Annotated in this window: 27 protein-coding genes and 1 pseudogene; 20 read left to right on the forward strand and 8 right to left on the reverse strand. The window is 50.1% G+C overall.

Annotated features, from left to right (window positions below; genetic code table 11):
- The first annotated feature begins 37 nt into the window (after positions 1-37).
- Complete coding sequence (locus A4S02_RS09665) at positions 38-862, forward strand: IS5-like element IS12528 family transposase (protein WP_082246712.1); 825 nt, start codon at positions 38-40, stop codon at positions 860-862.
- Here A4S02_RS09665 and A4S02_RS09670 read toward each other — a convergent pair.
- The 4 genes from A4S02_RS09670 to A4S02_RS09685 all read right to left on the reverse strand — a co-directional run bounded on the left by A4S02_RS09670 (position 834) and on the right by A4S02_RS09685 (position 3,098).
- Positions 834-1,115 carry a hypothetical protein gene (locus A4S02_RS09670; RefSeq protein WP_157885540.1) on the reverse strand — a complete coding sequence of 94 codons (282 nt, stop codon included), beginning with the start codon at positions 1,113-1,115 and terminating at the stop codon, positions 834-836. The two genes, A4S02_RS09665 and A4S02_RS09670, sit on opposite strands and share 29 nt — an antisense overlap.
- 105 nt (positions 1,116-1,220) lie before the next feature.
- A protein-coding gene (locus A4S02_RS15190) for an IS5 family transposase (protein ID WP_087651418.1) occupies positions 1,221-1,975 on the reverse strand; the annotation gives its coding sequence in 2 pieces (ribosomal slippage) (positions 1,221-1,636 and positions 1,636-1,975; 756 coding nt in all).
- A gap of 216 nt (positions 1,976-2,191) precedes the next feature.
- Entirely contained in the window at positions 2,192-2,452 is a 261-nt protein-coding gene (locus A4S02_RS15800) for a hypothetical protein (RefSeq protein WP_162272820.1), read from the reverse strand.
- A gap of 4 nt (positions 2,453-2,456) precedes the next feature.
- The gene (locus tag A4S02_RS09685; protein WP_070323635.1) at positions 2,457-3,098 is read right to left on the reverse strand and encodes a LexA family transcriptional regulator; all 642 of its coding nucleotides are present in this window, start codon (positions 3,096-3,098) and stop codon (positions 2,457-2,459) included.
- Between the two features lie 84 nt (positions 3,099-3,182).
- Here A4S02_RS09685 and A4S02_RS09690 point away from each other — a divergent pair, with 84 nt between their 5' ends.
- From A4S02_RS09690 to A4S02_RS09750, 13 genes and pseudogenes are all read left to right on the forward strand, one after another.
- Positions 3,183-3,434: a transcriptional regulator gene (locus A4S02_RS09690; RefSeq protein ID WP_019089958.1), complete on the forward strand. Its 252-nt coding sequence runs from the start codon at positions 3,183-3,185 to the stop codon at positions 3,432-3,434.
- 605 nt (positions 3,435-4,039) lie between these two features.
- Positions 4,040-4,519 (forward strand): hypothetical protein, encoded by a 480-nt coding sequence (locus A4S02_RS09705; protein WP_070323639.1) that lies wholly within the window; start codon positions 4,040-4,042, stop codon positions 4,517-4,519.
- Positions 4,519-4,713, forward strand: coding sequence for a hypothetical protein (locus A4S02_RS09710; protein ID WP_070323640.1), 195 nt, complete (start codon positions 4,519-4,521; stop codon positions 4,711-4,713). The genes A4S02_RS09705 and A4S02_RS09710 overlap by 1 nt, the downstream gene beginning before the upstream one ends.
- On the forward strand, positions 4,700-4,885 hold the full coding sequence (locus A4S02_RS09715) for a hypothetical protein (RefSeq protein WP_070323641.1): 186 nt from the start codon (positions 4,700-4,702) through the stop codon (positions 4,883-4,885). Before A4S02_RS09710 ends, A4S02_RS09715 begins: the two co-directional genes overlap by 14 nt.
- Entirely contained in the window at positions 4,878-5,297 is a 420-nt protein-coding gene (locus A4S02_RS09720) for a hypothetical protein (protein ID WP_070323642.1), read from the forward strand. Before A4S02_RS09715 ends, A4S02_RS09720 begins: the two co-directional genes overlap by 8 nt.
- A complete protein-coding gene (locus A4S02_RS09725) occupies positions 5,294-5,494 on the forward strand; it encodes a hypothetical protein (RefSeq protein ID WP_070323643.1) in 201 nt (66 codons plus the stop codon). The genes A4S02_RS09720 and A4S02_RS09725 overlap by 4 nt, the downstream gene beginning before the upstream one ends.
- Before the next feature lie 32 nt (positions 5,495-5,526).
- A complete protein-coding gene (locus A4S02_RS09730) occupies positions 5,527-6,609 on the forward strand; it encodes an IS5 family transposase (protein WP_208858931.1) in 1,083 nt (360 codons plus the stop codon).
- A 176-nt stretch (positions 6,610-6,785) separates the two neighbouring features.
- Positions 6,786-6,839: pseudogene (locus tag A4S02_RS16410) on the forward strand (hypothetical protein); the annotation flags it as partial.
- Positions 6,840-7,019, forward strand: a complete 180-nt coding sequence (locus A4S02_RS15945) for a hypothetical protein (protein ID WP_208858878.1) — start codon at positions 6,840-6,842, stop codon at positions 7,017-7,019. It abuts the pseudogene before it with no gap.
- Positions 7,016-7,198 carry a hypothetical protein gene (locus tag A4S02_RS09735; protein ID WP_070323644.1) on the forward strand — a complete coding sequence of 61 codons (183 nt, stop codon included), beginning with the start codon at positions 7,016-7,018 and terminating at the stop codon, positions 7,196-7,198. Before A4S02_RS15945 ends, A4S02_RS09735 begins: the two co-directional genes overlap by 4 nt.
- Entirely contained in the window at positions 7,191-7,502 is a 312-nt protein-coding gene (locus tag A4S02_RS09740) for a hypothetical protein (protein WP_070323645.1), read from the forward strand. The genes A4S02_RS09735 and A4S02_RS09740 overlap by 8 nt, the downstream gene beginning before the upstream one ends.
- 41 nt (positions 7,503-7,543) lie before the next feature.
- Positions 7,544-7,924, forward strand: a complete 381-nt coding sequence (locus tag A4S02_RS09745; protein ID WP_019089525.1) for a hypothetical protein — start codon at positions 7,544-7,546, stop codon at positions 7,922-7,924.
- A 1-nt stretch (position 7,925) separates the two neighbouring features.
- Positions 7,926-8,126, forward strand: a complete 201-nt coding sequence (locus A4S02_RS09750) for a hypothetical protein (protein ID WP_019089524.1) — start codon at positions 7,926-7,928, stop codon at positions 8,124-8,126.
- 152 nt (positions 8,127-8,278) lie between these two features.
- Here A4S02_RS09750 and A4S02_RS15680 read toward each other — a convergent pair whose 3' ends face one another.
- Positions 8,279-8,749, reverse strand: coding sequence for a hypothetical protein (locus tag A4S02_RS15680; RefSeq protein WP_157885542.1), 471 nt, complete (start codon positions 8,747-8,749; stop codon positions 8,279-8,281).
- A gap of 887 nt (positions 8,750-9,636) precedes the next feature.
- Between A4S02_RS15680 and A4S02_RS09755 the strand changes: the two genes are divergently transcribed.
- Positions 9,637-10,713 carry a Hint domain-containing protein gene (locus tag A4S02_RS09755; protein ID WP_408736032.1) on the forward strand — a complete coding sequence of 359 codons (1,077 nt, stop codon included), beginning with the start codon at positions 9,637-9,639 and terminating at the stop codon, positions 10,711-10,713.
- A gap of 115 nt (positions 10,714-10,828) precedes the next feature.
- Here the strand turns inward: A4S02_RS09755 and A4S02_RS09760 are convergent, their stop codons facing one another.
- Positions 10,829-11,071: a hypothetical protein gene (locus A4S02_RS09760; protein WP_070323647.1), complete on the reverse strand. Its 243-nt coding sequence runs from the start codon at positions 11,069-11,071 to the stop codon at positions 10,829-10,831.
- Positions 11,072-11,338: 267 nt separating this feature from the next.
- On the reverse strand, positions 11,339-12,163 hold the full coding sequence (locus A4S02_RS09765; RefSeq protein ID WP_082246809.1) for an IS5-like element IS12528 family transposase: 825 nt from the start codon (positions 12,161-12,163) through the stop codon (positions 11,339-11,341).
- A gap of 151 nt (positions 12,164-12,314) precedes the next feature.
- Between A4S02_RS09765 and A4S02_RS09770 the strand changes: the two genes are divergently transcribed.
- The 4 genes from A4S02_RS09770 (at position 12,315) to A4S02_RS09785 (ending at position 15,139) form a co-directional block, all read left to right on the forward strand.
- A complete protein-coding gene (locus A4S02_RS09770; RefSeq protein WP_019089518.1) occupies positions 12,315-12,686 on the forward strand; it encodes a hypothetical protein in 372 nt (123 codons plus the stop codon).
- A 315-nt stretch (positions 12,687-13,001) separates the two neighbouring features.
- Positions 13,002-13,217, forward strand: a complete 216-nt coding sequence (locus A4S02_RS15685; protein WP_228142357.1) for a hypothetical protein — start codon at positions 13,002-13,004, stop codon at positions 13,215-13,217.
- A gap of 81 nt (positions 13,218-13,298) precedes the next feature.
- Positions 13,299-14,053 (forward strand): IS5 family transposase gene (locus A4S02_RS15200; protein ID WP_087651418.1). Its coding sequence is split into 2 segments (ribosomal slippage): positions 13,299-13,638 and positions 13,638-14,053, totalling 756 coding nucleotides; the frame shifts between segments, so codons are not numbered across the junction.
- Between the two features lie 63 nt (positions 14,054-14,116).
- Positions 14,117-15,139: an MFS transporter gene (locus A4S02_RS09785; protein ID WP_265733683.1), complete on the forward strand. Its 1,023-nt coding sequence runs from the start codon at positions 14,117-14,119 to the stop codon at positions 15,137-15,139.
- A gap of 80 nt (positions 15,140-15,219) precedes the next feature.
- Here A4S02_RS09785 and A4S02_RS09790 read toward each other — a convergent pair whose 3' ends face one another.
- Entirely contained in the window at positions 15,220-16,899 is a 1,680-nt protein-coding gene (locus tag A4S02_RS09790; RefSeq protein ID WP_070323649.1) for a Hint domain-containing protein, read from the reverse strand.
- Positions 16,900-17,302: 403 nt separating this feature from the next.
- On the opposite strand from A4S02_RS09790, the gene A4S02_RS09795 reads away from it, so the two are divergent.
- Complete coding sequence (locus tag A4S02_RS09795) at positions 17,303-17,512, forward strand: hypothetical protein (protein WP_070323650.1); 210 nt, start codon at positions 17,303-17,305, stop codon at positions 17,510-17,512.
- The last annotated feature ends 8 nt before the right edge of the window (positions 17,513-17,520 follow it).

The following is a 17,520-nucleotide window of genomic DNA, read 5'->3' on the forward strand; positions in this document are numbered from 1 at the left end:
GGTTTTCAAGAGGTTTTGAGCGTGATTCAAAGGCAGGATGTGGACGCCAGCACAACGAGGCCGCATGGCCGGAATTACACGCAAGACGAAACGCTATCCGTCTGATCTGACAGATGAGGAATGGGAGCGCATAGCGCCTCTGATGCCCCCTGCGAACCGGCGTGGTCGGAAACGGACAACCGATTTCCGTGAGATCATCAATGCTCTGCGCTATCTCGTGCGCTCAGGCTGCGGTTGGGAGATGCTTCCGGTTCATTTTGGCCCATGGCAAACGGTTTACTGGTGGTTCCGCAGGCTGATGCGCCGTTTCCTGTTCCAGACCATTCATGATGTCTGTCTGATGCTCGATCGTGAAGCGACAGGACGCGAAACCAGTCCATCGGGTGGTGTCATTGATAGCCAGAGTATCAAGGCACCCCACGCAAAGACACGTGGTTATGACGCAGGCAAGAAGATCGTCGGTCGGAAACGTCACATCGCAGTTGATACGGATGGCCGCCTTCTCCTGGTCCAGCTGACAACAGCCGATATTTCGGACAGTGCAGGAGGACAGATGATCCTTGATGCCATTCGTAAACGCTGGCCTTGGGTGAAGCACCTGTTTGCCGATGGAGCCTATGACCGTCTCCAGTTGATGGATAAGGCCACGTTTCTCGACTTCACAGTCGAGATCATCCGGCGGTCAGAGACAGCAAAAGGGTTTGAAATCCTGCCGCGTCGGTGGGTTGTGGAACGGACCTTCGGTTGGATGATCCGCTGGCGTCGCCTTGTAAAGGACTACGAACAGCGGATCGACGTCGCAGAGGCCATGATCCACATCGCCATGGGAAGCCTCATGCTACGCCGAAACGCTCATCCGTGAATTTCCAAAAGGGCTCTAAGAATGGTGAGTGTGAGATGCTTTCCATCCATTCATCCAGAGCGGCCACAGTAAACAGGCCATTGCCTTCAACTATGGTGCAGCGCGGGCCTTTGCCTTTTTCACATAGGCCGTGAAAGGTATCTGGTTGCAGGCCGCAATACAGGGCTGCCAAGCCAAAGCCTACGTACCGGGTGGCATCTGCGCCGCTTTCTTCCAGCGCGGTATCCACCAGTTTCAGGGCAGCGCGCTGCACGCGGGCGGCCTGCATGGCGTTTGGTGTGGGTAATGTTGGGTCTAGCAGCGGGCCAATGGCCGTGATCAGCTGCGATGCAGCACGGGAGCGCTCTACGGCGTGTCGTCAGTTAAGCAGGATGATGATTGAGGCGAACTGCACGGCTGCGAGGAAGGTCGATTTCAGTTTATCGTAGCGGGTTGCGATAGCGCGAAACTGCTTGAGTTTATTGAAGAACCTCTCAACAAGGTTCCGTTCGCGGTAGAGAGAAAAATCGGTTTTCCGTCGTGTCGTTCTGTTGCGTTTTGGCGGGATGACCGGGGTAATCCCGCGCTGTATCAGCCGATCGATCAACCTGTCCGCGTCATACGCCTTGTCAGCAAGGAAAGCATCCGGTTCGATGTTTTCCAGAAGTGGTTCTGCCTGGGTGATATCGGCATCCTGTCCCGGTGTGATGCCGAGTTCCACTGGATTGCCCAGAGCGTCGCAGATGGCATGGATCTTTGTAGTTAGCCCGCCTCGTGATCGTCCGATGGCCTGATCCGTGCCCCTTTTTTGAGAGCTCCGGCACTATGCTGATGCGCTCGGACAATTGTGCTGTCGATCATCATGTATTCGTTGTCGTAATCAGCGGCCAGATAACGAAATATCCGTTCGATGACGCCGCTTTCACACCAGCGGCGCAGACGCCGGTGCACGTTTTTCCAGTCACCGAAACGGGCAGGAAGGTCGCGCCATGGAATACCCGCGCGATAGCGATACAACACCGCCTCCACGAACAGACGGTTGTTCACCGCAGTGCCGCCGACATAGCCTTCTCGACCAGGAAGAAGATCCTTTATCCGCTCCCACTGGTCATCGCGTAAACTATAGCGCCGCATCTGTCTGTCTCCCCAAAAAAACGGGAAAACAGTCAGCACACGCAGACACAAAGTACAACCCTCACGTGCCACTCTCAGGGCTTAACTGACGACACGCCGTAGCGCAGCATCCGATACCGTGCGGAGTTCCGCAATAAGTGTCATTCATTCCTCCATCGCGTCATGGCGATAGAGGAATACTAGGCATTGCCTACTTAGTCAGTCAATAGGCAATGCCTAGTTTTTCATCCAAGGTTTATAACCTTTGGAGAAATAGCACTTCTGCATGAGGGATTTTCTAGGCCCAATTTGATCAAGAGTGCCTGTTAATGTCTCTCTTGGAGGGCCGAGTATTTGCGCCACCTGCAGTTCACAAGCTGCCTTATCTTGTGGGCTAACATCAGGGTAATAGACATTATCGTATGAATTCGATCTATTCCCGCCACATCCAGAAAGTAAAAGCATTACACCAACAGCGTATAAAAACTTTCCATTCATGAAATTATCCTAACATATGAAAATCAATAGGCGCTGCCCATTCTATTTCTGGATTATAAATAGGTGGAACCATTGGATTTACTGACGTTAATACAAATGAACCGGGCTCTGGCCCTGCTGCAACGGTTTTCAACACAACTTGGCCATCTGATAATTTGGCTACAATATCGCGCCCGATAAATTTTAAGCCCAAGCATGGCCGTCCAGGTAAGCGAATGCCTATTACTTCACCTGGTCTGTAACGGGGCACCATAGATTCCCCGGTAACTCGCAGCACTATCCCATCGTATATTGGGAATGGCAGATGCACTTCGCCATCTTCTTGAATGTCCCCATTTTCAAAGATAACTACACGATCAGCTCCAGCGACAAACCCTGACACAGGAAGCCGCAACGATGGGTTACCATCACAGTTAGAGTGACGTAATGCTTCTTTGGGAGATCCTAAGTCGTTCCCACACAGCTCTTCTAACGAAACATTATAAAGAGCAGCTAAAGCTGACAGCCGTTCTAGGGAAGGTTTGCTGCGACCTATTTCCCATTGCGCGACTGAGGCTGGTGCGATGCCTAACGCCCTCGCGACCTTTGCTTGAGAAAGGCGTGTTGCATTACGAAACCGCTTCAGTCGTTCAGGCCATGTATCCATAATTTTTTATATCAGTAGGAAACGCCTACTATCACCTAGCATTTGCCTATTGCATTATTGCTAGGCATTGCCTATTGGTTGGATATGAAAGAAGCGGTTGTAGATAGAGCGATCAAATTGGCAGGCGGCCCTACTGAATTGGCTCGGCGTCTCAATATTAAGGCGCCGTCTATCCATTCATGGCGCAAAATCCCGCCAAAACGAGTGCTTACTGTTGCAGAAATCACAGGCATTCCGCCTTGGGAGCTGCGACCAGATCTATACCCTTCTCCAGAAAATTCGACCGGCATCCTGCGTGCCGATCCGCAAATACAAATTGAGGGTGAACTCGCATGAACCATAACCAGAGCAGTACGCCCAAGCCCTCACCCTGTCAGCCGGAATCGTTTCGGGCGTTTAAGGCCGAATTACGCGTGCACTGGCAAATGTCTGCTTTCAGAATGGCGTTCATGCCGCCACGCATGATGCCAGATGTACCAGACCTAAGGTGTCAAACTGAAGGGATAGCTAATCCAACATTGCTATTTCGCTCCGTGCGTGATGGTGAAAGCAATTCTTCACGCCTTATATGGAAACGCTATACCTCATGGCGGGCTTTTTTCCGGCATGTGCATATCTTGGGTTTCCCTGCTCTTTATCTGCGGGGCCACTGAGATGTCAGTTTATCTACAGCCTCTTTCCCGCGCGTGCATTCCGTCCAAGAGCCATCTTCTGGGTGCTCTTCATGCCACTTTATGCATGAAACCGTTGCCCAGTCGTTTTCTCGTTGGAAAGTGGATTTTGAATAGTTCCCGGCCACTTCAAATCGTGCGCCACACTTTTCGCAAACGGCAATACCATACATCGGAATCGTCCTTTTATGTTTTTGGGAAACACATAATGGACGTAGCTGGCAGCGGTATCAATGCTGCTGCCAGCACCCCTGCTGCGGATAATGCGCCATGCTAACCGCAGCTATCAAAACTGCCACCCGCACAGCCATCAAAGCCTGTGGTGGGCTGGATTCAATATCTCGCGCTGTGCGTGTCGGCATCACGCAGCTGTCCGATTACTGCAACCGTGAAAAAGCGGCTGTGGTGCCGGTAGATGTTGCTGTCGAGTTGGATAAAGAAGCGCAAGAGCCGCTTATTCTTTCCGTTATGGCTCAGGCAGAAGGTTTTGCTCTGGTTCCGGTCAAGTTCGGCAACGGTCTGCTACCGCACGATATGGGCAAGTTTGCCAAGGCTACCAGTGAAGTTCTGCAAAAGGGCTTTGAAAGCATGGCAGATGGCAATGTGGATGTGCAGGAAGCACATGAAATCCTCATACATGCGCAACGTGCCCGTACATCGCTGCATCATATTGAAGCCACAGCGCACAGGATCATCGCTGACGGCAAGCCGTTGCAGGTGAGCGTTGCAGATGGAGCAAGCATATCCTGATGGCACGTGAAGCACTCAACTGGCGGGAGCTAGATCCTAAAATCCGGCACTATGCCCGCTGTGGTTTCAGTATTCGCCGTCAAGCCAGCAAGCTGAGTATTTCGGAAATATCCATTAAAAAGCGCCGTGCTTTTCTTGGAATTACAAAGAATAAGCATGCAGCGCAGGAGAATTCTTCTCATGTCGCGTCATAAAAACGCCAAATCTGCACGCCGGTTTTTCCGCCGCCGTCCTCTCAATACGCGGGTATTGCGTGAAAGTGCGCGCGTGCAGCCTGATCTTTCCATGCAGTCGCGCGTGTCCAGTGGCTTTACATGGCGTGCGCCACGCAAGGCCATTCGGCAGACAAGGCAGTACAATGGCTGAGGCGCTGCTGGATGGATATGATTTCTGCGGTCGGTTGCGTAATGCCATTGCTGCGGAAAAAAGCCTTGCTGCCTTTGCCCGTAAGCATGGACTGAAAGAACAGTCCGTGCGTGATGCAGAAGCCATGCAAACTATTAGTGATGGTGTCTGCAAAGCTCTTGGCTTGGTCAAAGTTCTGCGCTATCCAGTGCGGGACGGCAGTGGTCGGCTTGCATCACTCCGCGAAATCCAAGAAAAACTGAATACTTTTATCCGGCGTTGTGGAACGCAGGAAGCTGCTGCACGCCGGTTTGGTATCAGCAAAGGCCACCTGTCTAACATCCAGAATGCACGGCGCGGCGTTATGCCTGTGCTTAATGTGCTGGGTTACGGTTTTCCGGTGCTGTGCTTTATTGTTCGGAACGCAGCATGAGCGGCAAGCTGAAAGCGGCAGAAGTTTCTGCCATGCTGGCCAGCCAGATGGAGGCTTTGGCGCGTGAGCTGCTGCCCGGTGGCAAGAAAACCGGCGCTGAATGGATGGCCGGATCTGTAGCAGGTGAACCGGGCACAAAGCTGGCTGTGCATCTGGAGGGTTCGAAAAACCCTCTGGTTTTAGGTCTCTCTGTGTGATTCCCTCTCTTGTGTGATGACTGGAGGAGTGGCTGATGACGCAGTCTGGTTTCTTTGATGTTGAAGAGCGGCTTGCTCGGTTGAGTGGGCTTGGTGACCAACTTGAAGCATTTTCCCAGACTGTGGATTTTGAGGTATTCCGTCCGGAGCTGAACAAGGCGTTGGCCTATTCAGACAGAAGCAAAGGCGGGCGTCCTCCGTTTGATCCAGTGCTAATGTTCAAAATTCTGGTCATCCAGACGCTGAACAATTTGTCCGACGAACGGACGGAATACCTGATCAACGACCGCCTGTCCTTCATGCGCTTTCTTGGTCTGGGGCTGTCTGACCGCGTGCCTGATGCCAAGACCGTCTGGCTGTTTCGTGAGCGTCTGACACAGGCGGGAGCAATTGATGTTTTGTTCAACCGCTTTGATGCGACCCTGCGGAATGCCGGTTATCTCCCCATGTCAGGTCAGATCCTGGATGCTACACTGGTAGCGGCCCCAAAGCAGCGCAATACCAATGAAGAGAAGGCCGATCTGCGCGAAGGACGGATCCCGCAGGATTGGCAGGACAAGCCCTCAAAGCTGTCCCATAAAGATCGTCATGCCCGATGGACATTGAAGTTCACGAAAGCAAAGCGTCAGGATGACGGGAGTATGCCCGCAACAGATCTGGCCATCCCTTTCTTTGGCTATAAATCGCATGTTTCCATCGACCGGAAATTTCGGCTGATCCGCAAATGGAAAGCGACCGATGCAGCGGCCAGCGATGGTGCCAGACTACGCGAGGGCCTGCTGGATAAAACCAATATGGCATCAACAGTCTGGGCGGATACAGCCTACCGCTCAAAAGCCAATGAGGACTTCATGGACAAGCATGGCTTTGTCTCGAAGGTTCACAGGAAAAAGCCTCATCTCAAGCCGATGCCACGACATATCCAGAGATCCAACGCCGGAAAGTCCGTTATTCGGTCGCGTGTCGAGCATGTTTTTGCCGATCAGAAATCGCAGACAGGACTGTTCATACGAACCGTAGGGATAACCCGAGCCACCATGAGGATCGGGCTGGCCAATATCGTCTATAATATGCGCCGCTTTCTCCTCCTGGAGCGGATTAACGCGAGCGCGTAGCAATTCAGGGCATGAGACCCTCTCTCTGCTCAATACGCAGAGTGAAAATCAGGTCCACGAACCAGCAATCAACTCGCTAAAAACCTGAAATCAGGCAGAAGGGAAATCAATCAACGGTTCTTCGAACCCTCCATCTGGGCACAGCGGCGCTGGCAAGTTCCACACTACTGAAAGATCTGAACGCGGGCCACGATATTGCGGCCAGTGATCAGCTTCTGCTGTGGAACCACATGCACCGCAATGGCCAGCTGATTACGGTGCCCGGCCTTACGGCACGGCGTCATGCGGAATGGCTGCTCTGGAGCGGAGTTAATCCGTGTGATCCGCAGCCAGTAGCACCTGCACCCTCCCCTACTTCCACAGATCAACTCAACGCGGCGGAAATCGACCGCGTGAAGGAAAACGCATGAGTGAGCGAGATCCTCTGTCCCGGCATGAACTGGATTGCCTGGCAGATCTGCTGTTCGACCGTTTTGCCCAGCGTCTGCGGCAAAGCGGCTTTCGGCTAAATGAAGAAAACATCCTCATCGAGCGCGTGGATATCATCAACACGCTGCCCGTGAGCCTGCGTGGCGCTGGCTATGGCTGACACACCAACAGCCAAGGCTACCATCGCCCAAACAGCAAAGGCTGGTGGCATTGCCAGCACATTGGTTGTGGCTCTCACACAGTTGCCTCAGCCATATGCCCATTGGGTGGAAATTGGCCTGAGCGCCGCAGCTATTCTGGGGTTTGTGGCAACGCAGATCCCGGCACCGCCTGCCGGTTCCAAGCTGTGGCCGGTTTACCGGGTTCTTAACGTTTTCGCTGCCAACTGGGGCCAAGCCGCCAACGCAGCCATTCTGATGCGCACAAAGGCTACGGCCACGCCATCAGAGCCAAAGGCTAACTAAAAGTTAGCCTTCTCATCTTCATCTGAGAAAGAAGTCACCAAATGAAAAAAGCATTCCTCGCATTGGGGCTGCTGCCCCTTCTGGCTGCCTGTGGCGCAACCCCGCAAGCCAAGCTGAACCAGACTGTTTTCGATGTGGACAGTTCCTACCACGTTTTGGCGCAGCCGATTCCTGATGCCATTAAAGGCAATGTGCCGGGCATCGCCCTGACGGATACGCAGAAGGATATTGCCAAGCGGGCAAGCCAGACCGTGTTCAATGAAATTTCGTCTCTGGAAACCTCTATTGAGCACGGCAACAGCATCACCCAGACGGGTGTGAATGCACTCCAGACCGATTTTCTATCATTCGAAACCTGCTGGGCAGGCCTGAAAACCGGCACCACGCCGGATGCCTGCGCAGCTCTTGGCGGGAGCAAATAACATGAACGCAACAGAAATCAGCGCCATCCTTGGCGTAGTTGGCACCGTGGCTGGTCTGGCTGAGAAATACGGGCCGGAAGTGTATGAAACGGTCAAGGAAGCCCTGGAGCAGTCCAAGAGCAAAACCGGGCCAAGTGTGGCGGATATTCAGGCCATCTTTGCCAAGTGTCAGGCCGATAACGCGGCCATCCAGTCTGCATGACGCCGGATTTTGAGTGCGGCATGATTGTTGGTGGCGGGGGAGTTTTCCTCGCCACCATCATCTTGGCTGTGGGCTGGCACGCGCTGGTGGCGAGGTCAGACTTTTGGAAATCGCGTTAATGTAATTTAATAACGCATGTCTTTTGCAGCCAATTAAAGAACATCACTCTTCTCTCTATATTTGGAAAAAATATCCTTACAAAAATCTGAACTTGTTATCGTACTTTCGTTAGCTCCGTCCATTTCACCTTCTGAATATGCTGTCTCAAAATAAATTCGTGCTTCCTCATAGTATGGAACATGTAGACGGCGAAAAATTTCTGCAAAATCTGGAATATTAGGATAATCCCAATCGCCTCTAGTAAAATGAGACATGAAGAATGTCCCTGGATACAAAAGTTTTAGTAAATATTGTTGACCTTTCGTGCCAAGAAAATAATGGAGGTGATGATCTCTTCTTGATGGCGACCGAGTATGAAAGAAACACTCGTTTTTGTTGTGAACAATGTGAAAGTTTCTGGGGCCATTACCTTCGTCACTTTCCCATTCAAGCCATCCATTTTCCGCGTTAACAGCTTCGCCACATTTATCGCAGCGCCATGCAGTCAAAGGGGTATGTGACATATTTTGTCCTTTTCCACATAAATTTTCTGAACAAGCTTTTAGCTCAACCTAAATTTATTTGAATATCAAATTTAAGTACGTAAACGTAAATTTTGAGTTTACAGTTTAGATGTAACCCATTGAAAAATAACCAGCCTATTTTACCTGATTTTCCACAGCAACCCATTGATAATAAAAGATTATTACACACCTCTCAGCTCCACCACCCTCCTGTTCAACCCCTTGTTTTTATTGGGTTTTTTGGTGGAAAGTAAAAACTTTCTTCACAAAGTTTTCATACCCCCTCTTTTTCAGGCCGTTTTTAGACCGTTCTGGCTTCGTGTTTCCCAACGTTTTTCATGTAGGTCACGCAGTACCCACAGGGCATTCTTATGCGCTGAGATTGTCCAGACATAAATAGAATCAATAATTTTTATAAGTAGATAACTTATTTTTATTAAACATCACCAAAATATCATTTCATCTTATGCACCATCTCATCAGACCACAATATAAATATGCGCCATTATAGGCTCTTAAGTGGGTGTTTTTAAATAGATTTAAAAATAATTTGTATTATATTAACATTTTTTTATTGCTATTATTTTCCAATCTAAATAGTGTTTTTTCAAGAAAAACTATCCCTTTGAAAATTACATTTTAAATAAACTGGAAACAAAGATGACAACCACTCGGAGGGTTCGAAAAACCCTATTTAAGACTTTTTGTCTGCAACAATATCAATGGGTTATGATTTCATAATTGACCAAAAGGAGGGTTTTTCGAACCCTTCAACTGGCCAGCCAACATGGAGCCAAAATTCCGATGGAACCTATAATCTAACAGGCTCCAATGGCGTAACCATACTGCAAAATGTCAGCTTCTATCTCGGTTCTGACCCTTCTAAAATGGTATGGGATAGTGCTCAGGGCATTCTAAACTGCTTTCTGGCTGGCAGCATGATCCTCACTTCATCCGGCCTTCAGAAAGTTGAAGATATTCGGATTGGTGATGAAATTATTGCATATGTAGATGGCAAAGAAATTTCCCGCCCCGTTATTTGGGCTGGCAAAAAACGTGCATCTGTGCGTGCTGATTTACCAGATGATGAGGCAGGATACCCGGTACGTATCGCAAAAGATGCTATTGCCGAAAACGTGCCTTACAAGGATATGCTGGTTACAGCCGAGCATTGCCTGTTTTTTGATGGCAAGTTTGTACCGGCCCGTATGCTTGTAAACGGTCGCTCTATTTCTTATGATAAATCAATCACTTCTTATGATTATTATCATATCGAGACTGAAAGCCATTCCGTTATCATGGCTGATGGTATGCTAACGGAAAGCTATCTGGATACTGGCAATCGCTCTAGCTTTAAACAGTCAGGTAACCTTGTTTCCATCGCCCCTTCTCGGAACCTGACATGGAATGATGCGGCTGCACCGCTTGATGTCTCTCGTGCATTTGCGGAACCCCTGTTCCGGCAGATTGAAGCACGCGCCAATCAAGCTGGGTACGCAGCGCCAACAGAAGCACCTGCCCTGACAAATGAAGCAGATATACACCTTGTAACCGAAACCGGGGCCATTATTCGTAAGGTGCGTGAGCATAATGGCCACGTCATGTTCATGCTTCCACCTGGCGTAAAATCCGTGCGCATTATCTCCAACGCCAGTCGCCCGACTGATGTTTTTGGCCCCTTTGTAGATGATCGCCGTTACATGGGTGTGGCTGTTGCTGATGTGCGCCTACTTTGCGCCCAACACCAATACGACATTACAGCCCACCTTCAGGCAGAAAAGCCAGAAGGCTGGCATGCTACAGATTGGGCAGATTGCGCATGGACAAATGGTGATGCCGTGCTGCCTCTCGGCAACCATCTGTCGGGCGATAAGGTGGGCATCCTTTCCCTGACCATCCGTGCTGCTGGGCCTTACCTTACCCAAACACAACACATGGCACAGATGAAAGTACACTCCGCTTAACCACTTTATTCGGAAAACATTTTAAACAGGCTCTATTTTTACAAATAGAGCCTGTTTGATACATTTACTGCCTATAAGCCGTTTTTACGCAAGCAGCATAATACACCCATACACCTTATTGTAGGTGCGGTGCTCCGGATGAATGTTCTTTTACTATCTCAAGCGCTTCGGCCATTCCCGGAATTTCCACGCTGCCTGCACACACTTTTTCAAGTGCTTCTTGCAAATTGCGTAAACTTTGCTGGGACAACCCGCTTACGGCAAGCTTTAAAACGTCTTTCAGCCCTTCAACCTGCATATAAAGTTTTTGCGGGTCTAGTTCGGTACCTGTCAGCATACGGGCTTCATCATCAGTCATCTTAATTATCCTGTTATGTCTTTTTTCCTGCCGCATAATGAACGTAGCTGGCTGCAGTATCAATGTGAGGGTAAATTTTTCCGTCATATAGTTAATTATTATAAAACTTAATGAAAGCTTCCTACTATATAGGCCATTATTAAATTTTAAATGTGAAGTATTATATGCATACGTGCAAAAATAATAGGAACAACACCTGTTGCATTATTACACATATCTAATTTTTTTATGCGCATCTCTTGCTGGAATTAGAGCCCTTTTGGAAATTCACGGATGAGCGTTTCGGCGTAGCATGAGGCTTCCCATGGCGATGTGGATCATGGCCTCTGCGACGTCGATCCGCTGTTCGTAGTCCTTCACAAGGCGACGCCAGCGGATCATCCAACCGAAGGTCCGTTCCACAACCCACCGACGCGGCAGGATTTCAAACCCTTTTGCTGTCTCTGACCGCCGGATGATCTCGACTGTGAAGTCGAGAAAAGTGGCCTTATCCATCAACTGGAGGCGGTCATAGGCTCCATCGGCAAACAGGTGCTTCACCCAAGGCCAGCGTTTACGAATGGCATCAAGGATCATCTGTCCTCCTGCACTGTCCGAAATATCGGCTGTTGTCAGCTGGACCAGGAGAAGGCGGCCATCCGTATCAACTGCGATGTGACGTTTCCGACCGACGATCTTCTTGCCTGCGTCATAACCACGTGTCTTTGGGTGGGGTGCCTTGATACTCTGGCTATCAATGACACCACCCGATGGACTGGTTTCGCGTCCTGTCGCTTCACGATCGAGCATCAGACAGACATCATGAATGGTCTGGAACAGGAAACGGCGCATCAGCCTGCGGAACCACCAGTAAACCGTTTGCCATGGGCCAAAATGAACCGGAAGCATCTCCCAACCGCAGCCTGAGCGCACGAGATAGCGCAGAGCATTGATGATCTCACGGAAATCGGTTGTCCGTTTCCGACCACGCCGGTTCGCAGGGGGCATCAGAGGCGCTATGCGCTCCCATTCCTCATCTGTCAGATCAGACGGATAGCGTTTCGTCTTGCGTGTAATTCCGGCCATGCGGCCTCGTTGTGCTGGCGTCCACATCCTGCCTTTGAATCACGCTCAAAACCTCTTGAAAACCTATCATAGCGAATTTCCAAAAGGGCTCTTATACCTATACAGCATAGAAGCTCCCGTACGTTATAATTCTATCTCGGAAAGATGCAAAAAAGTGTCAAAAATTAAAACGGTAGCAATGCTGAGCGTCCTTTTGCTGCCAATGGCAACAGTAGCTTGCTCCAACAGCGGCAATAAAACGCTAAAAAACGCCACGCAGGCTTCTGTGGATGCACAAATTATTGACGGCGTAACCACAAAAGAACAGATAAAGCAGATATTCGGTGACCCGCTGAACGTTAACTATACAGATAGCGGCAAAGAAATCTGGAAATACGAAATGGTGCATAGCTCTGTAGATGGCATCAACTTCGTTCCCGGCATGGCTTATTTTGGGTCTCGCAACCACGGCATTTCCAAACAGCTTGCCATTATCTTTGATGGTGACAAGGTGCTGCACCACACCATGGCAACCTCTAAAACAGTTACCGGCACTGGCGTGCTGAACTAAACGTCATGCAGGAAGTAAGCGTATAAATTTACGCTTACTTCCTTATTTTTAGGCTATTTTAAATCTATATTTTTAAAATTCTTACATACAGATACCTTACTGCGGCCCCAACACTTCGCACTCCCTAAAAACATACATCAATTTCAGCCAAGGCACGTCTATGTTAAGGGGTAAGCTGTCTCTGAAAATTGTGTTGCCTCTCACCAGCAGATAACGTCAGGCCAGATAAGTGTTGTCAGTGTATAGGAATGAAAATTCATATATAAATTTTCAGAATATTTCTTATTGATGACGTAAAAAGTGTGGAAGACAAATATGCCTACCAATATTAACACCCCTCCGCCCCCAACGCACAAGCCCGCAACTTCACTCCAGACACCTTATATTGTTGCCTGGTTTTTGTGCTTGGTCTTTTATCTTCTGCAATACTCTACACGCTCTGCCCCCAGCGTTATGGTGAGCGAGCTTGTTTCCTCCTTTGGGCTTACAACGGTGGGGTTGGGGTCCTTACTACGGCGTGTCGTCAGTTAAGCCCTGAGAGTGGCACGTGAGGGTTGTACTTTGTGTCTGCGTGTGCTGACTGTTTTCCCGTTTTTTTGGGGAGACAGACAGATGCGGCGCTATAGTTTACGCGATGACCAGTGGGAGCGGATAAAGGATCTTCTTCCTGGTCGAGAAGGCTATGTCGGCGGCACTGCGGTGAACAACCGTCTGTTCGTGGAGGCGGTGTTGTATCGCTATCGCGCGGGTATTCCATGGCGCGACCTTCCTGCCCGTTTCGGTGACTGGAAAAACGTGCACCGGCGTCTGCGCCGCTGGTGTGAAAGCGGCGTCATCGAACGGATATTTCGTTATCTGGCCGCTGATTACGACAACGAATACATGATGATCGACAGCACAATTGTCCGAGCGCATCAGCATAGTGCCGGAGCTCTCAAAAAAGGGGCACGGATCAGGCCATCGGACGATCACGAGGCGGGCTAACTACAAAGATCCATGCCATCTGCGACGCTCTGGGCAATCCAGTGGAACTCGGCATCACACCGGGACAGGATGCCGATATCACCCAGGCAGAACCACTTCTGGAAAACATCGAACCGGATGCTTTCCTTGCTGACAAGGCGTATGACGCGGACAGGTTGATCGATCGGCTGATACAGCGCGGGATTACCCCGGTCATCCCGCCAAAACGCAACAGAACGACACGACGGAAAACCGATTTTTCTCTCTACCGCGAACGGAACCTTGTTGAGAGGTTCTTCAATAAACTCAAGCAGTTTCGCGCTATCGCAACCCGCTACGATAAACTGAAATCGACCTTCCTCGCAGCCGTGCAGTTCGCCTCAATCATCATCCTGCTTAACTGACGACACGCCGTAGGGCTGTATTATTACACCTATTCCTTCTGCTCCATTATCTCGGGCGCTGCGGTGGATCGGTGGGGGGCCAAATATACCATCTCATTTGGTGCGCTGGTGCTGGCTATTGGCACCTGCCTGTTTGGCTGGGGTGATGAATGGATGGCAAGCCTTGGCCGCCTTATGCAAGGTGCGGGCTCGGCTTTTGCATTTGTGGGGGCGGTTTATCTGGCTGCTCGGGGCTTTCCCAAAAAGTATCTGGCCACGGCTGTGGGGGCCACACAGTGCGCGGGCATGCTGGGCGGCGCCATGGGGCAATCCACCGTAGCATGGCTGATTCATGGTGTTATCAACTGGCATTTTTACTGGATTGATACCGGGCTGCTGATTGCCCTGATAGCCGTTTTTCTGTTTGTAATGACTCCGCAAGAAAAAAAGGCAGATACCGCACACATAGCCAAAGCCTCTGGCTCCATGTTTGCGCCATATAAAAGCGTGCTCACCAACCCGCAATCTTATCTGTGCGGCCTGTGTGCGGGGTTGCTGTTTTTACCCACCACCGTGGGCAGCATGACATGGGGCATTACGTTTTTAACCCAAAGCTGGCACGTTGGGTGCCACGAGGCCGTTATGCGGGCCGCCATGGTGCCTGTGGGCTGGATGCTTGGCTGCCCTGCCCTTGGGTATTTAACAGATAAAATCGGGCGCAGAAAACCCGTGCTACTGGGCGGCATTATTGTTATGGCGCTTACGGTTGCGGCCATTATCTACCTGCCGGGCAACACCTTTCCGCCTTATGTATTGGCTTTGCTGCTGGGCTTTTCTTCTGGTGCCGCCATGATCCCCTACACCATCATCAAGGAAGTAAATGCGAATGATGTAAAAGGCAGCGCCACAGGGGCCATTAACTTTTTGGTGTTTGTTATGAGCGCCATTGTCTCTCCGCTGTTTGCTGCATTCCTGCAACATCTGGGGCATGGACGACCGCTCAACGGGGCAGACTTTACAGAGGGCTTTAGCTTTGGCTTGGCCGGTATTGTGCTGGCAGGCGCGCTCACCTTTCTGCTGCGTGAAACCGGGCAGAAAAAGCAGTAAACTGGGCGCTTTCCTTACCATATGCAAAAGGCCCTACCCTTTCAGGTAGAGCCTCTTGCAAACACTCAGAACTGCTAAAATCAGGCAGACTGCGTGTTAATTTCAGAAACTTTCTGATCTTCCACAAGATATGGGCCTGCTGCCCGAATAGTCATGGAAAGAATGCCCATTTTGCCGTTGGTCAGATAATCCCCAAGGGGCAGCACCGCATCACCATTGGTCCATGCGCAATCTGCCCAATCGGCATTATGCCAGCCAGCGGGTTTTTCCGCCTGAAGGTGTGCCGTAATGTCATGCGCCTGTCTGGCGCAGAAAAGGCACACATCCGCAACAGCCACACCCATATTACGGCGATCATTCACAAACGGGCCAACCACATCTGCCGGGCGGCTAGCGCGGGAAACCACACGCACAAACTGCGTGCCAGAAGGCAGCATAAAGCTGTACTGCTGGGTTTCCTTACGCAGGGGCCGCACAATGGCACCTGTGTTTGTGATCAGATGCAGATCTGGATCTGTGGTTGTTTCTGCTTTTTTGGCACGCGGAGCATGGCCGGAAATCTTATCTGCACGCACATTCAGCACCCGGAACAAAGGTTCAACAAAAGAACGCTCAACCCCTAGTGGGGCTCCCGCATCACACGCCCAGCTTTTGGCTTTACCGCGCAGCGCCACAACCTTGCCAAGCTGGCGGAAGGTGGAACGGTTGCCGGTATCCAGATAGCTTTCTGTCTGCACACCATCGGCAGTGATAACGGAGTGCTGCTCTGTTTCGATATGATAGTAATCGTATGAAGTAATGGATTTATCGTAAAAGATGGATACGCCATTCACCAGCATACGGGCCGGCACAAGCTTGCCATTAAAGAACAGGCAATGTTCTGCCGTAATCAGCATATCCTTATAAGGCACGCCGGGGGCAATGGCGTTTTCAAGAATACGCACAGGCCAGCCGGCTTCATCATCCGCAAGATCGGCCCGCACATTTGCATGCGCTTTACCGGCCCAAACAACCGGGGCGGCAACGTGTGTGTTCTGCTGCCAGTCAAAGGTTACAACCTCATCACCCAACCGGATGTCTTCCACCGCTTTTTCACCTTCCGGTGTGCGGATCATGCTGCCAGCAAGAAAGCAGGTAACGGTTACGGTATCTCCGTTAAAGGAGTAATCGTCCTTGGTATAACCATCCGCAAAGGTCACGTTTGCCAGAACTGTTCCGTTCTGATCCACAATTTCGTTGCCATTGCCGCTCCAGCTCAGGCTTGTGGTCTCACCATTGGAAAAAACAATCTGATCGCGCGGAGACAGGTTGTTGATTGTGAGCGTTCCGCTGGACGCATAATTGTTCACAATAAGCGTATTAGATGCGCTGGAATCTGACGGAGAGGCCCCAAAGGTAATTGGCGCCTTTAGCGTGCCAACAGACAGGGTGCCACCGTTTGCAATGGTAACGGTATTGCCTGTCAGGGTGCCATTTACTGCAAAGTTGGTCGATTCAACAGTGAAGGATGAGGCATTATTCGTAACCGTACTGTTAATATAAAGATAACCGTCTCCGGTTATCGTAACATCCCCTTCAACGGTCATGGTAGGGGAATGGAAATTGGAATTTGAAGTATCACCTTCAGTCCAACTGCCATAATTATACGCTTCAACGTTAACTGTAATTGGATAGGCGGTTCCGTCTAAAATAACATCGTCATTATCATAAGTATTTGGAACACCCCAGTTACCACTTGTATTTACAGTTATTGTCGTCATGCCCTCATTTTTCACGTAATATGATACTGCATATACAGTCAGAGAGGGATTTAGAGTGACGCTAATTATAATTCAACATAAATGTTAACATATAGGCAACACGTTAACTATGCAGAAACGTTTGTTTTACTTTTTCGAAATAACCCATATAATCTCCGGCTGAGCTCAACACTGCATTCAGGCCGTACTTGCCATATACCGTTTAAAAATGGCCTTTACGGGGATATATCCCTTATAATTATCGTAATACTATATAAATTTATATAGTTTCTTTATCGTTACAAACACCCCACGCCAATACGGTTTATGCCTTCTGCCACGGCCTTGCTGAAACCGCTCCCCAGCATACACCAACATGCGCTACATATACTGAAACCGCTTTTGCCCCGCACAAGGACCACTCATGACAAATGCACCCGCCCCCACGCCAGAAGAAGACTGGACAGAACAAGACCCAATAGACGCAGAAATTGATGCCCGCGTTGCGCAGGTACATCAGGCAGCCGGGTTACCGCCAGAACGGCCCACACGTTTTGGGCCGATGGTTACCATTGCGCTGCCTATGCTTATTGCCGGCTTGTGGATGTTTGTTTTCCCGCTTTTTTTTGGTTGATACGGCAG

This window comes from Acetobacter ascendens (genome assembly GCF_001766235.1).
In the GTDB taxonomy this organism is placed as follows: Bacteria; Pseudomonadota; Alphaproteobacteria; order Acetobacterales; family Acetobacteraceae; genus Acetobacter; species Acetobacter ascendens.

Bases quoted from the DNA above. Each gene is read 5' to 3' on its own strand.
- A4S02_RS15800 (WP_162272820.1), bottom strand. From the start codon at position 2,452: ATGAATGGAAAGTTTTTATACGCTGTTGGTGTAATGCTTTTACTTTCT.
- A4S02_RS09735 (WP_070323644.1), top strand. From the start codon at position 7,016: ATGAGTGAGCGAGATCCTCTGTCCCGGCATGAACTGGATTGCCTGGCA.
- A4S02_RS15685 (WP_228142357.1), top strand. From the start codon at position 13,002: ATGCCTACCAATATTAACACCCCTCCGCCCCCAACGCACAAGCCCGCA.
- A4S02_RS09740 (WP_070323645.1), top strand. From the start codon at position 7,191: ATGGCTGACACACCAACAGCCAAGGCTACCATCGCCCAAACAGCAAAG.
- A4S02_RS09795 (WP_070323650.1), top strand. From the start codon at position 17,303: ATGACAAATGCACCCGCCCCCACGCCAGAAGAAGACTGGACAGAACAA.
- A4S02_RS09745 (WP_019089525.1), top strand. From the start codon at position 7,544: ATGAAAAAAGCATTCCTCGCATTGGGGCTGCTGCCCCTTCTGGCTGCC.
- A4S02_RS09760 (WP_070323647.1), bottom strand. From the start codon at position 11,071: ATGACTGATGATGAAGCCCGTATGCTGACAGGTACCGAACTAGACCCG.
- A4S02_RS09725 (WP_070323643.1), top strand. From the start codon at position 5,294: ATGAGCGGCAAGCTGAAAGCGGCAGAAGTTTCTGCCATGCTGGCCAGC.
- A4S02_RS09690 (WP_019089958.1), top strand. From the start codon at position 3,183: ATGAAAGAAGCGGTTGTAGATAGAGCGATCAAATTGGCAGGCGGCCCT.
- A4S02_RS09710 (WP_070323640.1), top strand. From the start codon at position 4,519: ATGGCACGTGAAGCACTCAACTGGCGGGAGCTAGATCCTAAAATCCGG.
- A4S02_RS09770 (WP_019089518.1), top strand. From the start codon at position 12,315: ATGCTGAGCGTCCTTTTGCTGCCAATGGCAACAGTAGCTTGCTCCAAC.
- A4S02_RS09665 (WP_082246712.1), top strand. From the start codon at position 38: ATGTGGACGCCAGCACAACGAGGCCGCATGGCCGGAATTACACGCAAG.
- A4S02_RS09715 (WP_070323641.1), top strand. From the start codon at position 4,700: ATGTCGCGTCATAAAAACGCCAAATCTGCACGCCGGTTTTTCCGCCGC.
- A4S02_RS09685 (WP_070323635.1), bottom strand. From the start codon at position 3,098: ATGGATACATGGCCTGAACGACTGAAGCGGTTTCGTAATGCAACACGC.
- A4S02_RS15680 (WP_157885542.1), bottom strand. From the start codon at position 8,749: ATGTCACATACCCCTTTGACTGCATGGCGCTGCGATAAATGTGGCGAA.
- A4S02_RS09720 (WP_070323642.1), top strand. From the start codon at position 4,878: ATGGCTGAGGCGCTGCTGGATGGATATGATTTCTGCGGTCGGTTGCGT.
- A4S02_RS15945 (WP_208858878.1), top strand. From the start codon at position 6,840: ATGCACCGCAATGGCCAGCTGATTACGGTGCCCGGCCTTACGGCACGG.
- A4S02_RS09705 (WP_070323639.1), top strand. From the start codon at position 4,040: ATGCTAACCGCAGCTATCAAAACTGCCACCCGCACAGCCATCAAAGCC.
- A4S02_RS09765 (WP_082246809.1), bottom strand. From the start codon at position 12,163: ATGTGGACGCCAGCACAACGAGGCCGCATGGCCGGAATTACACGCAAG.
- A4S02_RS09755 (WP_408736032.1), top strand. From the start codon at position 9,637: ATGGTATGGGATAGTGCTCAGGGCATTCTAAACTGCTTTCTGGCTGGC.
- A4S02_RS09750 (WP_019089524.1), top strand. From the start codon at position 7,926: ATGAACGCAACAGAAATCAGCGCCATCCTTGGCGTAGTTGGCACCGTG.
- A4S02_RS09790 (WP_070323649.1), bottom strand. From the start codon at position 16,899: ATGACGACAATAACTGTAAATACAAGTGGTAACTGGGGTGTTCCAAAT.